The sequence below is a fragment of the Streptomyces seoulensis genome, from assembly GCF_022846655.1.
GTDB lineage: Bacteria > Actinomycetota > Actinomycetes > Streptomycetales > Streptomycetaceae > Streptomyces.
This window is the reverse complement of record NZ_AP025667.1, coordinates 3680259-3693642: the sequence shown is the minus strand read 5'-3', so window position 1 is coordinate 3693642 and position 13384 is coordinate 3680259. Positions and strand designations below refer to the sequence as shown.

Sequence of the window (13384 nt, the reverse complement as noted above, 5' to 3'; positions counted from 1 at the left end):
GGCGTACGCCCGGATCTTCGATAGGTTAGGCAAGGCTTACCTAAGGAGGGCTCGGGATGGGTGACACGCAGGACTGGGCGGCGGAACCGGGAGCGGCGGAGCGGGCGCGGTCGGTCCTTGCCACCGCGTGGTCGTGCGCGGTGACCGCGGACGGCGCCCGCGAGGAGTACGTCGGCGCGCACACCGTGACCGGGGACGGCGCGGTGCTGCTCGACGTGCCGGAGGACAGCGCCCTGTTCGCGGCCGCGCTGTGCGCCCCGCGCGGCGAGCCCACCGCCGTGCTGGAGTTCGCCGACGTGGCCCCTGTGCCGGTGCGCCGACGCATCCGGGCCCGGCTGTGGCTCGCCGGCTTCTTCTCGCAGCGCGGCGCGCGACTGCTGTTCCGGCCCACCCGCGTGGTGCTGCGCCAGCCCACGGGGGCCGTACTGATCGAGCCGGCGGAGTTCGCGGCCGCCCGCCCCGACCCGCTGGCCACCGCCGAGGCGCAGTTGCTGACCCACCTCGCCGACTCCCACCCGGACGCCGTGGAGCGGCTCACCCGGCTGGTCCGGCCGGAGAGCCTGCACGCCGTGACCCGGGTGGCACCGCTCGCCGTCGACCGGCACGGGCTCACCCTGCGCATCGAGCGCACCCGCGCGCACGGCGACGTACGGCTCGCGTTCCACACGCCCGCCGACGACGTCTCGCAGCTCACCGAGCGCATGCACGCGCTGCTCACCCAGGCCGCCGCTGCCTGCCCGCGCGCCCTACAGCGGCACCGCGCAGACGGCGACCGGTGACGCGAACGGCTCGCCCGCCGGGCGCAGCGCTCCGGTGTCCTTGTCGACGTGGAACACGCTCACCGTGCCGGAGCGCTGGTTCGCCGTGAACAGCAGGCGGCCGTCCGGCGTGAGCGCGAGCTGTCGGGGGAAGTCCCCGTCCACCGGCACCGTGTCCAGCAGCCGCAGCCGGGCGCCGTCCTCCTCGACGGCGTACCGGGCGACGCTGTCGTGCCCCCGGTTGGCGAGGAAGGCGAAGCGGCTGTCCGGGGTCACCACGAACTGGGCCGGGTAGTTGGTCGTGCCCCCGCTCGCGCCCGAGGACTGCGGCTCGCCCACGGTGAGCCGGCCGGTCGCCGCGTCGTACGTACACACGGCCACGGTGTCGTCGACCTCGTTGGCGAGGTACGCGTACCGCCCGTCCGGATGGAACGTCAGATGGCGCGGGCCCGCGCCCGGCCTGGTGTGCGCCTGGGACACCTCGGTCAGCGTGCCCCGCTCCGCGTCCAGCCGGTAGGTGTAGACGGTGTCGGTGCCCAGGTCGACGGCGAGGACATGGCCGCCGTCCGGGCTCGTGATGAACTGGTGCGCGTGCGGGCCCTGTTGATCCGGCCCCGGCGCAGGGCTGCCGTGGGTGACCAGCGCGGTGCGCTCGCCGAGGGCGCCCGAGGCGTCGAGGGGATGCACGGAGACACTGCCCGATCCGTAGTTCGCGCTCAGCAGCCAGCGGCCGCTCGGGTGCACCGAGAGGTGGCAGGGCCCCGAACCGCCCGTGCTCCGGCTGCCCAGCACCTCGCGGTCCGCCAGCCGTACGGCGGTGACCGCGCCGTCCTCGCGCTCGTCGACCGCGTACAGCGTCCGTCCGTCCGGGTGGACGGTGACGTACGACGGGTCCGGGATCTCGGCCAGCGACTCCGCGTCGGTGATCGAGCCCGAGACCGGGTCGTACGTCGCCACGGACACGCCCTTGCCGCCGCCCTCGACGGACGTGTACGTGCCCAGGTACAGCGGGCGCGGCCCCGGTTCGGCCCGGTGGGGCTCGTGCCGGGGCCGCGGAGCGGGCTCCGGCAGCGGCGCCGCCGGTGCGGGCACCGTCACGACGGCGGCCGTGCCCGCCATGGCGCCGACGAAGCGCCGCCTGCTCCAGCCGTCCCGTTCCGCCCGCGCTGCCCTGTCCATGCCGCCCCTTGAGTGCTCACCCGTCACCGTGGTCCCGGCCACCCTGTCGCGGACCGGCCGCCGAAGGCAAGGCGGGGCGGGCGCTCACCAGTCGCCGTCCGTCACCGGCTCGCCCGGCGCGTCCTTCAGGGGGACCACCTGGCCCGGCGACGGCTGCTGCCAGGGCTCCGGGTCGTCGCCCAGCCAGTCGCCCACCGGGCGCACCGCCTTCAGGGCGTCGGCGGGGGAGAGGTCGGCGGCCTCGTCGTCGTAGTGGTCGAACCAGGGCAGGCCCGCCCGGGTGTACGCGGCCCGGTCCACGGGCGAGGGCGGGGGCTCCTCGCCGGTGATGCGGCGCCATTCGGGCGGGGTGACCAGGTGGACGAAGACCCGCCCGGCCGGGGTGCCGGACCAGTCCGCCGCGGGCCGTTCGTCCCGGTACACCTCCTGGCGCATCGAGCCGCCCACGCCCAGGCCCATCGCCGCCGCCTGCCGGGGAGCCGCGCCGGCGGACGGCGGGGGACCTCCGGGGGCCGGGGCGGCGAAGGCGGGCGGGGCCGCGAAGGCCGGCTGGGCGCCGTAGCCCCCGGCGAGCGGCGCGGACCGGGCGCGCTCGGCCGCCCGCCACCGGGCGAGCGCCTCGGGGCGCAGCCCGAACGCCTGCAACTGCACCCCGCCCCAGGTCTCCTCGCCGGTCACCTGCCCCTCCACGGTGGCGCCGAGCCCGAGGGGTACGGCGACGAACTGGCGGACGGTGCCCTCGCCGGAGTTGATGCCGTCCAGCCAGGGCTGGCGGGGGAGCGTGACGTAGTTCTGCGGGTCGCGCGCCAGCTCGCCCAGCCAGGGCTTGCCGGAGACCGCGCACACCTTGCCGACGCCGACCTGGAGCGCGGCAGGTTCCGTCGTACCGGCGAAGCTGAGCCACATCGCCTCACGCAGGTACATCGGCAGCAGCACGCCACCGCGCGCCCGCCACTCCTCCGGTACCCGGCCTGCGAAGTCCGCCACCCGGCGCAGCGGGAACTCACCCAGCCCCGGCGGCAGCGGATGCGTACCCCGCTCCGGCAGCCGCAGTGTGCGCACGAACCGCACCACCACCCCGCCACCGAGCCGCAGCGTGTTCCCGTCGATCCGCACCCCGGCCCGCTCGGCCATCGGTCCGCCCCCTCGGTTCGGGCACCGGTCCGGCCCGGTGTCCCCTCACCCAGAACGCCCGCCGACCCCCGCGCGGTTCCGCCACAGGTCCTCCTGCACGCCCAGGCGCTGGCGCAGGCGGTTCACCCGGGGCATCTTGGCGCGCTGCTGGCGCGACACCCGGTCCAGCTCCTCCAGGAGGCGCTGGCTGCGGTGCTCGGTGTCCAGCTCGTCGATGATCCGGCTGACCTCGGTCAGGACCGCGCCGAGCAACTGCCAGTCCTCCCAGTCCTCCTCGACATGGGTCTGGAGCTGTTCCGCGAGCCGGTCGCGGGTGGCGGCGGCCGTGTGCAGCTCGGCGGTCAGCCGGGCCTCGGCCGACTCGGCGTTGGCGCTCAGATCGGTGGTCACCAGGACCGCGAAGCTCACCACCGCGTCCGCGATCTCGGACAGCACCTGCTCCACGGTCGCCCCGATCGGCGGCGGGAACAGCTCCTTGGCGCCCCGTGACTTCGCCAGGTCGGTGAAGGAGCGGGCCAGCACCCGCAGGACGACCGTGCAGATCTCCAGCGTGTCCAGGCCCGTGCGCAGCACCACCCGGTGCAGCAGGCCCTCCTTGACGCGCGGGTTGAGCCGCAGGCTCTCCTCCGCCTGCCGCAGGGCCGCGTCCACCTGGATGATGTCGTGGTCCAGCCGCCGTGCCTCGTGCAGCCGTTCGGCCGCCCGCTGCCAGGGGATGGCGCCGGCCGCCTCCTCACCCATCCGGAGCATGAGCTGGCGCACCCGGCGGGCCAGCCACTCGATCGACCGCTCGGCCGCGTCGATCCACACCGGGGGCGGCAGCAGCAGATTGCAGGCCATGCCGATGATGGCGCCGATCAGCGTCTCCACGATCCGCGCCCAGGCGGTGTAGCCGACCGTGGTGACGCCGAGCACGAGCATCGCGCTGATCGCCACCTCGTTGACGTACTCGTGCACGCGCACCAGATGACCCACGCTCAGCGCGGCCACCAGCAGCAGGGCGAGGCTCCACCAGGTCAGGCCGACCAGGAGGCTGAAGACGATGGCGACCAGGACGCCCGTCACCACCGCGTTCACACGGCGGATGCCGTTGGTGAGCGTGGCGAAGAAGGTGACCTGGACGACCAGCAGGGCGGTCAGGGGCGCGGTCAGCGGGGCCGGTTCCGGACTGAGCCGCAGCGCGATCACATAGGCGACCGTGGCCGCGGCGGCCGACCGCAGTGTCTGGACGACCACCGGCTCCCGGCGGCGCGCGAGCAGACGCCGCAGCGCGTCGGCCCACTTCCGCCGCTGCGGCCCGTCCATCCACTTCCGTACGTCTGGCATCCTTTGGCGTCTTCCCTTTCCGTAACCGCGCCGAACGGGGCCGTTCGAGCAGCGTCTACGCGAAAGGGGTGCCCTCAGGCGTACAACTGATCGATGAAGGCCGTCAGGTTTCCCTCGGCGCGGGCGATCTGTTCCGGGACCGTCAGGCTCTCCTCGAACCTGCTCCCCGACTCCGGCACCTTCTTCCCCCGGACGTACAGGGAACACGCCAGGTCGGCGCACATGTACACGCCGACGGAGTTGCCCTCACGGCCCGCGGGGCCCGCCTTGCGGGCGGTCATCAGACAGACGCCGCCGCCGCGATGGGTCGTCAGACACACCGAGCACATGCTCCGGTGGTGGGACCCGCGCCGGACGGTCGGGAAGCGCAGCGCGACGCCGACGAGCTCCTCGCCGCGTTCGAGCACCAGATAGCTGCGGTCGGGCGCTCCCGGATCGCGCCAGCCCAGGAAGTCGAGGTCGTCCCAGGGTCGTTCGCCCAGGTCGCGGGGGATCGCCAGCCTCTTGGCGTCGCCCTTGGAGCAGTTGACGAAGGAGGCGCGGATGTCCTGCTCGGTGAGGGGTCGCATCGGGAGGAGCCCTTCTGTTGTAGCCGTGAGCCTAGGGGGTCTAGGTTTCGGGAGTCGAGGGTATAGAGCGCGGGCGTGCCGGGCCAAGGGAATTTCCGCCCGCGGCCCTACTCCGCCTCGGCTCCCCGTACCCGAGGCGGCCACACCCCCGGCGCGAGTACGCCCAAGGCGTAGGCGCGGGCGACCAGTTCCGTCCGGTTGGCCGCGTCCCAGCGGGCGGACAGGCGGCGCAGGTGATAGGCGACACCGTCCCGGCTCAGCCCCAGCTCGCGGGCTGCCCGGTCGGTCGTGGCGCCCCCGGCCAGCAACGCCAGCACCGCGCCCTCCACCGGGGTGACGGGCTCCGGCTCGGGGACGGGGTCCGGGCCGCTCTCCCCGAGCACCCGCAGCATCACCAGCAGCGCCGGGACCGCGTCCACGCTGTCGCTCACCGGGTCCGCGGTCAGCTCTCCGAACCGCTCCACCCCGCCGGGCGCGCTCCAGCTCACCGACACCTGGTAGCGGGAGCGGTGCCGCAGCCGCAGGGCCTGGGCGATCCGCTCCACCTGGCCGGCCTCCTGCGGCCGGAACAGCTCCAGCACGTCACGGCCGCGGAGCTGCCCCGGGGTCGTACCGCACTCGGCCGCCATGGCCGGGTTGGCCAGCACCACCTGGCCGTACACGTCGCAGACCGCGACCGGTACCGCCACCCGGTCGAAGAGCGTCAGGGCCCTGTTGCGCCACACCACGGCATCCGCCAGGCCCCATTCCACGCCAGCCTCCAAGGTGCCGAGCCGTCCCGCCGCCATCCAGGTCATCCAAGACGAAAACCCAGGTCAGCGGCAACTTCGGGGGAAGCTCCGAGCCGGTGCGCAAGTGCTCCCGCCGACTTTCCACTGCACGTTCGTGTAGTGGCCAGGCGTCGACGCGCCCCACCGCTGGAGCACGCTGGACAGTGCCAGTCCCGCCCCCCGCGAATCGCTAGTCCCGCCCCGCGAAAGGCAGTTGCCGCGCCATGCCCCCCACCGCACCGCACCCCGAGCCCCCCGTCGTCACCGGCGTGCCGGTCGTCGACATCTCCGCCACCGGGCCGACCCGCACCCCCATCCAGCAGGTCATGGAGCTGATGCGGACCCACGGGCCGGTGCTGGTGCGCCGCCTGCACGGGCGGGACGCGCTGTTCGTCGCCGACGCCGACCTGATCGCCGACCTGGCGGACGAGGACCGGTTCGCCAAGCACATCGGGCCCGCGCTGGAGAACGTGCGCGCCTTCGCGGCCGACGGCCTGTTCACCGCGTACAACGACGAGCCGAACTGGGCCAAGGCGCACGACATCCTGATGCCCGCCTTCGCGCTCGGCTCGATGCGCTCCTACCACCCGGTGATGCTGAAGGTGGCCCAGCGCCTCATCGACGCCTGGGACGGCGCCGCCCGCGCCGGACAGCCGGTGAACGTCCCCGACGACATGACCCGGATGACGCTCGACACCATCGGCCTGGCCGGGTTCGACTACGACTTCGGCTCCTTCGAGCGCGCCGAGCCGCACCCCTTCGTCGAGTCGATGGTGCGCTGCCTCGAGTGGAGCATGACCCGCCTGGCCCGCGTGCCGGGCGGCGACTACTCCGCCGCCGACGCCGCCTTCCGCAAGGACGCCGACTATCTCGCCGGAGTCGTGGACGAGGTCATCGCCACCCGCACCGGCACCGACCAGAGCGAGGCCGACGACCTGCTCGGACTGATGCTCAGCGCCCAGCACCCCGCCGACGGCACCACCCTGGACACCGCGAACATCCGCAACCAGGTCATCACCTTCCTCATCGCGGGCCACGAGACCACCTCCGGCGCGATGTCCTTCGCGCTGTACTACCTGGCCAAGCACCCCACCGCGCTGCGCCTGGTCCAGCGCGAGGCCGACGCCCTGTGGGGCGACGCCGCCGACCCCGAGCCGACCTACGAGGACATCGGCCGCCTCACCTACACCCGCCAGGTGCTCAACGAGGCGCTCCGGCTGTGGCCGACCGCCGCCGCCTTCAGCCGGGAGGCCCGCGAGGACACCCTGCTCGGCGGTCGGGTCCCGCTGCGCGCCGGGCAGGCCGTCAGCGTGCTCGTGCCGATGCTGCACCGCCAGCCCGTCTGGGGCGACAACCCCGAGCTGTTCGACCCCGACCGCTTCACCGCCGAGGCCGAGGCGGCCCGCCCGGTGCACGCCTTCAAGCCCTTCGGTACCGGCGAACGCGCCTGCATCGGACGGCAGTTCGCGCTGCACGAGGCGACCATGCTGCTCGCCATGCTGGTCCACCGCTACCGGCTGCACGACCACGCCGGCTACGAGCTGGACATCAAGGAGACGCTCACCCTCAAGCCCGAGGGCTTCACCCTCACCCTGACCCCGCGCACCGACGCCGACCGCGTCCACTCCTCGCTGCCCGGCGCCGTCGCCGCGCAGGCCGCCGAGGACACCGACACGCTGGGTCTCCCCGCCCGTGTCCGCCCCGGCACCGCCGCCCTGTTCCTGCACGGCAGCAACTACGGCACCTGCCGCGACTTCGCCGGACAGCTCGCCGACGAGGCCGCCGCCCTCGGCGCCGCCACCGAGGTGGCCCCGCTGGACGCGTACGCCGACGGCCTGCCCACCGACCGGCCCGTCGTCATCGCCGCCGCCTCCTACAACGGCCGCCCCACCGACGACGCCATCGCCTTCGCCGCCTGGCTGGAGGGTGAGCACGACCTCACCGGCGTCACCTACACCGTGCTCGGCGTCGGCGACCGCAACTGGGCCGCCACCTACCAGCACATGCCCACCCGCATCGACGCCCGCCTCGCCGAGCTGGGCGCCACCCGCCTCACCGAGCGCGCCGCCGCCGACGCCTCCGGCGACCTCACCGGCGCCGTCCGCGACTACACCACCGCCCTGCGCACCGCCCTGCTCCGGCAGTACGGCGACCCGGACGCCACCGCCCCCGCCGACGAGCCCGAGACCGCCTACGAGGTCCGCGCCCTGACCGGCGGCCCGCTGGACGCCCTCGCCGAGCGGCACGAGCTGGTCCCGATGACCGTCACCGAGGCGTACGACCTCACCGCGCCCGGCCACCCGCGGGTCAAGCGGTTCCTGCGCGTCGCCCTGCCCGACGGTGTCACCTACCGCACCGCCGACCACCTCACCGTGCTGCCGGTCAACGCCCCCGAGACCGTGGAGCGGGCCCTCGCCGCGCTCGGCGCCGACCCCGAAGCGCTGCTCGACATCCGCGCCACCCGCCCGCGCCGCGACGGCCTGGCCGTGGACCGCCCGCTCAGCGTGCGCGAACTCCTGACCCGGCACGTCGAGTTGCAGGAACGGCCCACCGCGCGCCAGCGCGAACTGCTCGCCGAGGCCAACCCCTGCCCGCCCGAGCGTGCCGCCCTCGCCGCCCTCACCGGCGACGACCCGCGCACCCTGCTCGAACTCCTGGAGGACCACCCCGCCCTGCGCGAGGCCCTCGACTGGCCCCGCCTGCTCGACATGCTCACCCCGCTGCGCCCCCGGCACTACTCGGTCTCCTCCTCCCCGGCCGCCGACCCGCGCCACGCCGACCTCATGGTCTCGGTGCTGGACGCCCCCGCCCGCTCCGGCAACGGCCGCTACCGGGGCACCGGTTCGGGCCACCTGGCCGGTCTGCGGGCCGGTGACACCGTGTACGCCAGGGTCCAGCCCTGCCGCGAGGTGTTCCGCACCGACACCTCCACCCCCGTCGTGCTGATCGCGGCCGGCACCGGTCTCGCGCCGTTCCGCGGCGTCGTCATGGACCGGGCGGCAGCCCGCGCCCAGGGTGCCGAACTCCCGCCCGCGCTGCTCTACTTCGGCTGTGACGCCCCCGAGGCCGACTATCTGCACGCCGCCGAACTGAGCGCGGCCGAGGCCGCCGGTGCCGTCTCGCTGCGCCCCGCCTTCAGCGCGGCCCCCGTCGACGGCGTCCAGTTCGTCCAGCACCGCATCGCCGCCGAGGCCGACGAGGTCTGGAAGCTGCTCGGCGCCGGGGCGCGGGTCTACGTCTGCGGCGACGGCGCCCGCATGGCGCCCGGCGTCCGCGACGCGTTCCGCGCGATGTACCGCGAGCGCACGCCGGGCGCGGACGACGCGGCGGCGTCGGCCTGGCTGGACGACCTGGTCGGCGACGGTCGCTACGTGGAGGACGTGTACGCGGCCGGCTGAGCCCGCACCCGCACCCCCTGGAAATCTCACAGCATGAAATAAGGGGGCCCGTGAAGTCGTGTCCGGCCTGCGCCGAAGGGTATGTTGCAGGTCGGGCACGGGTCGGAAGGGGCCACATGGCGGGGCGGAACGGGCGCACGGTACGCGATCTGAGGCGGGGCAACCGCACTGCCGTGCTGCACAGGCTGTACTTCGACGGCCCGCTCAGCCGCTTCGAGCTGGGCCCGGCGACCGGACTCAGCTCCGGCTCGGTGAGCAACGTCGTCGCGGACCTGATCGCGGACGGACTCGTGGAGGAGGCCGGCAGCGTCGACTCCGACGGCGGCCGCCCCCGCACCCTCCTCCGCGTCGCCCCGCACAGCGGCCAGATGATCGGCGTGGACGTCGGCGAGACCCGCGTCCGGGTCGAGCTGTTCGACCTCGCCCTCACCGAACTCGCCCGCGCAGAGCGCCCGTTGACCCGGCCCGGCTACGACGTGGACGACATCACCGGCCACATCAGGGACGGCGTCGCCGAGGTGCTGGCCGTCGAGGGCGCGAGACCCGAACGGCTGCTCGGCGTCGGCGTGGGCGTGCCCGGCATCGTCGAGCACACCGGCGACCGGGGCGCCGTGGTGCACGGCCAGACCATCGGCTGGGACGCCGTCCCGCTGGAGCGGCTGCTCCGCTCGACCTCCCAGCTCCCCGAGAGCGTGCCGTACTTCATCGACAACGGCGCCAAGACGCTCGGCCAGGCCGAGATGTGGTTCGGTGCCGGGCGCGGCGCCCGCAACGCCCTGGTGGTGCTCTTCGGCTCCGGCGTCGGCGCCTGCCTGGTCACCCCCGAGGTGGAGCACGGCCGCGCCGTGGAGTGGGGGCATCTGACGGTACGGGTGCGCGGGCGCCGCTGCCGGTGCGGGGCGCCGGGCTGCCTGGAGGCGTACGCGGGCGCCGAGTCGCTGCTGGCCCGCTGGCGCGAGGAGGGCGGGCGCCCGCCCGAGGGCACCGACGAGGAGACCGCGCTCACCGCGATGCTCGCCGCCGCCTACCCGGCCGGGGGCACCGAGCCCGACCCGGTCGCACTCGCCGTGCTGGAGGAGACCGCCGAGTACCTGGGCGCCGGCCTCTCCGACCTGATCAACCTCTTCCAGCCCGAGCGCATCCTCATCGGTGGCTGGGCCGGGCTCCAGCTCGGCACCCGCTTCCTGCCCGCCGTACGCCACCACGCGACCACCTACGCGCTGCGGCATCCGGCGGACCAGGTCACCATCGAGCTCGGGCGGCTCGGCCCCGACGCGGTGACCGTCGGCGCGGCCATCCTGCCGCTGGCTGATTTCTTCACCCGGGGCGGCCGGCGTGCCGAACCGGCCCCCGAGGACCGGCCGCCCGCCTGGCGGGCCGCGCTGGACGAGCGCGCCCCGCGCTGAGGGGGCCGCGACACGAAGATGCCCCGGCCGTGACGGGGGAATCACGACCGGGGCGGTCCATCAGCGGACGGGGTCCAGGTCAGGTCGGGCCCGCGTCCACATCTGGTTCAACGGACAACCACGGGGTGGCGTTCCCGAGGGGCGGAGTGATCCGGGTCACGCGTGCGGGGTGCCTGGTCAGGACGCCGGTGTCCGCCCCTCGCGGGTCCAGTCCAGCAGCTCGTCCGCCGTCCACGTGTTCACCACCCGCTCCGCGGGCACTCCGCACTCCTCGGCACGGGCGCAGCCCAGGATCTGCCAGTCCAGTTGGCCCGGCGCGTGCGCGTCGGTGTCGATCGAGAACAGCGTCCCGGCCGCCACGGCCTCACGCAGGAGCCGTTTCGGGGGGTCCAGCCGCTCCGGGCGGCTGTTGATCTCGACGGCGGTGCCCGCCTCGGCGCACGCGGCGAACACCTCGGCGGCGTCGAAGGCGGACTCGGGGCGGCCGCGCCCGGTGATCAGCCGGCCGGTGCAGTGGCCGAGCACGTCGGCGTGCGGATCCGACACGGCGGCCACCATCCGGCGGGTCATCGCGGCCGCGTCCATCTTCAGCTTGGAGTGCACCGACACCACCACGACGTCCAGCCGCTCCAGCAGCTCCGGCTCCTGGTCCAGCGTGCCGTCGTCCAGGATGTCGCACTCGATGCCGGTGAGCAGCCGGAAGGGCGCCCAGCGCTCGTTCAGCGTCTCGATCAGGCCGAGCTGCTCGCGCAGCCGCTCGGGGGAGAGGCCGCGGGCCACGGTGAGGCGGGGGGAGTGGTCGGTGAGCGCGGTCCACTCGTGGCCCAGCCCGGCCGCGGCCCAGCCCATCTCCTCGATCGGGCTGCCGCCGTCCGACCAGTCCGAGTGGGTGTGGCAGTCGCCGCGCAGCAGCGCCCGCAGCTCCTCGCCGCCGTCCGCCGTCAGCGGGCCCCCGGCGTCCTCCTCCAGCGAGCGCAGATAGGCGGGAGTCTCTCCGGCCACCGCCTCCTCGACCACCTTCGCGGTCTTCGGGCCGATCCCCTTCAGCGTCTGGAGCGTCCCCGCGGAGACCCGCCGGGCGATCTCGTCCTCGGAGAGGTCCTTGAGCACGCGTGCGGCCGTCCGGAACGCCCGCACCCGGTAGGTGGGCGCGAGCGAGCGCTCCAGCAGGAAGGCGATCCGGTCCAGCGCCGCGACGGGTTCCATGGCCACCTCCCGGCTCCGCACGGACCTCCAGGGTTGCCCACGGCGGCGGCCCCCGCACGGCGGCGGCCCGGACGGCCCGTGCGGACGAGTCGTCCGCGCGCCTCGCGTTCTAGGCTCTAAGACATGACCGAACAATCAGCTCCGTACATGGCCAATCCGCGCATCCGGGTGCTCGGGGTCTGTGAGGGCAGGCCGGGTTCGCCGCCCTTCCGGATCATGGAGATCGACGGCGAGGTGATCGGAGAGGTCACGTCCATCACGGGGGTGCTGGAGGCCGCCGCCGCCCGCGGCATCGTCATCCACGATTTGGACGACCCCGACGTGGTCCGCTGGGTCGGCGGCGACAAGTTCACCTGGCGGGTGCGCGGCGGCACCCGCCGAGGCAAGGGCTGACTAGCCCACCGTCCACTTCTGGGCGGCGCTGCCGTTGCAGGTCCAGAGCTGGAGCCGGGTGCCGTTGGCCGAGTTGGCGCCCGTCACGTCCAGGCACTTGTTGGCCTGCGGGTTCACGATGTCGTTGGCCGAGGAGACGACCCACTTCTGGTTGGGGCTGCCGGCGCAGTCCCACAGTTGCAGGGGAGTGCCGTCCGCCGTGCCGTTGTCCTTGAGGTCCAGGCACTTGCCGAGCGCCCTGATCGTGCCGTCCGACCCGACGGTCCACTGCTGGGCCGCGGAGCCGTTGCAGTCGTAGAGCTGTACGGGGGTGCCGTTGGCGGAGTTCGCCGCCGCCACGTCCGCGCACTTGCCGGCCAGACCCCGGATGGCCTTGCCTCCCGTAGAGCCGCCGCTCGTGGTCACCGACACCGAGTCCACGACGAGCTGCGCCGGGAACTGGGTCGAGCCGTCCGGGTCACCGGGCCAGTAGCCGCCGACCGCCAGGTTCAGGATCAGGAAGAACGGCTTGTTGAACACCCAGGTCCTGCCGCCCAGGTCGGCCGGGGTGCGCCGCTGGTAGACGTTGCCGTCGACCGTCCAGGTGATGGAGTCGGGCGCCCAGTCGACCGCGTAGGTGTGGAAGGCGTCCGCGAACGCCTGTCCGTTCGGCAGCGAGTAGCCCGCGCCTATGCCGCCCGAGCCGGAGTAGCCGGGGCCGTGGATGGTGCCGTGCACGGTGGAGGGCTCGAAGCCGACGTTCTCCATCACGTCGATCTCGCCCGAGTCCGGCCAGTTCACCGGCGTGCCCAGCATCCAGAACGCGGGCCACATGCCCTGTCCGCGCGGGATCTTCATCCGGGCCTCGACATGGCCGTACTGCGCGTTGAACTTGCCCGAGGTGTTCAGCCGGGCCGAGGTGTACTGGCAACTGCCGTACCAGCACTGGTAGTTCGCCGGGTTCTCGCGCTTGGCGGTGATGACCAGGTGGCCCTGGCCGTCCAGTGCCGCGTTCTTGGTGCCCGAGGTGTAGTACTGCCGCTCGTGGTTGTTGACGTTGTCTCCGGTCTCCAGCGTCCACTTGGAGCCGTCGACGGCCGAGCCCGCCGGGCCGTCGAAGGAGTCCGAGAACGTCGCCGCCGCGGCGGTCGGGGCGGCCGTCTCGGCCCTCGCGGGCCCGACGGCCGCCGAGCCGACCAGCGCGGCGGAGAGAGCGGCCAGGAGGCATCTGCGGAGCAGGCGTGGGGATGCCATGACTCTCCGTTT

At 73.9% G+C, this 13384-nt stretch carries 11 protein-coding genes; 4 read left to right on the top strand and 7 right to left on the bottom strand.

Annotated elements, in window-relative coordinates:
- Positions 1 to 56 precede the first annotated feature (56 nt).
- Positions 57 to 779 carry a DUF2470 domain-containing protein gene (locus HEK131_RS17000; RefSeq protein ID WP_244335937.1) on the top strand — a complete coding sequence of 241 codons (723 nt, stop codon included), beginning with the start codon at positions 57 to 59 and terminating at the stop codon, positions 777 to 779.
- Here HEK131_RS17000 and HEK131_RS16995 read toward each other — a convergent pair.
- The 5 genes from HEK131_RS16995 to HEK131_RS16975 all read right to left on the bottom strand — a co-directional run bounded on the left by HEK131_RS16995 (position 747) and on the right by HEK131_RS16975 (position 5754).
- On the bottom strand, positions 747 to 1937 hold the full coding sequence (locus HEK131_RS16995; protein WP_244335936.1) for a lactonase family protein: 1191 nt from the start codon (positions 1935 to 1937) through the stop codon (positions 747 to 749). The genes HEK131_RS17000 and HEK131_RS16995 overlap by 33 nt on opposite strands.
- 84 nt (positions 1938 to 2021) lie before the next feature.
- Positions 2022 to 3071 (bottom strand): hypothetical protein, encoded by a 1050-nt coding sequence (locus HEK131_RS16990; RefSeq protein WP_244335935.1) that lies wholly within the window; start codon positions 3069 to 3071, stop codon positions 2022 to 2024.
- A 45-nt stretch (positions 3072 to 3116) separates the two neighbouring features.
- A complete protein-coding gene (locus HEK131_RS16985; RefSeq protein WP_244452050.1) occupies positions 3117 to 4376 on the bottom strand; it encodes an FUSC family protein in 1260 nt (419 codons plus the stop codon).
- A 95-nt stretch (positions 4377 to 4471) separates the two neighbouring features.
- Complete coding sequence (locus HEK131_RS16980; RefSeq protein ID WP_244335934.1) at positions 4472 to 4966, bottom strand: FBP domain-containing protein; 495 nt, start codon at positions 4964 to 4966, stop codon at positions 4472 to 4474.
- Between the two features lie 107 nt (positions 4967 to 5073).
- Entirely contained in the window at positions 5074 to 5754 is a 681-nt protein-coding gene (locus HEK131_RS16975) for a PAS domain-containing protein (RefSeq protein ID WP_254641339.1), read from the bottom strand.
- A gap of 206 nt (positions 5755 to 5960) precedes the next feature.
- Here HEK131_RS16975 and HEK131_RS16970 point away from each other — a divergent pair, with 206 nt between their 5' ends.
- Both HEK131_RS16970 and HEK131_RS16965 read left to right on the top strand, forming a co-directional pair.
- Complete coding sequence (locus HEK131_RS16970) at positions 5961 to 9134, top strand: bifunctional cytochrome P450/NADPH--P450 reductase (RefSeq protein WP_244335933.1); 3174 nt, start codon at positions 5961 to 5963, stop codon at positions 9132 to 9134.
- Positions 9135 to 9250: 116 nt separating this feature from the next.
- Entirely contained in the window at positions 9251 to 10540 is a 1290-nt protein-coding gene (locus HEK131_RS16965) for an ROK family transcriptional regulator (RefSeq protein ID WP_244335932.1), read from the top strand.
- 177 nt (positions 10541 to 10717) lie between these two features.
- Here HEK131_RS16965 and HEK131_RS16960 read toward each other — a convergent pair whose 3' ends face one another.
- Positions 10718 to 11746 carry a PHP domain-containing protein gene (locus HEK131_RS16960; RefSeq protein ID WP_244335931.1) on the bottom strand — a complete coding sequence of 343 codons (1029 nt, stop codon included), beginning with the start codon at positions 11744 to 11746 and terminating at the stop codon, positions 10718 to 10720.
- 123 nt (positions 11747 to 11869) lie between these two features.
- On the opposite strand from HEK131_RS16960, the gene HEK131_RS16955 reads away from it, so the two are divergent.
- A complete protein-coding gene (locus tag HEK131_RS16955; RefSeq protein ID WP_217462550.1) occupies positions 11870 to 12139 on the top strand; it encodes a hypothetical protein in 270 nt (89 codons plus the stop codon).
- On the opposite strand, the gene HEK131_RS16950 is transcribed toward HEK131_RS16955, so the two are convergent.
- Positions 12140 to 13372 carry an RICIN domain-containing protein gene (locus HEK131_RS16950; protein WP_217462549.1) on the bottom strand — a complete coding sequence of 411 codons (1233 nt, stop codon included), beginning with the start codon at positions 13370 to 13372 and terminating at the stop codon, positions 12140 to 12142. It abuts the gene before it with no gap.
- Positions 13373 to 13384 lie beyond the last annotated feature (12 nt).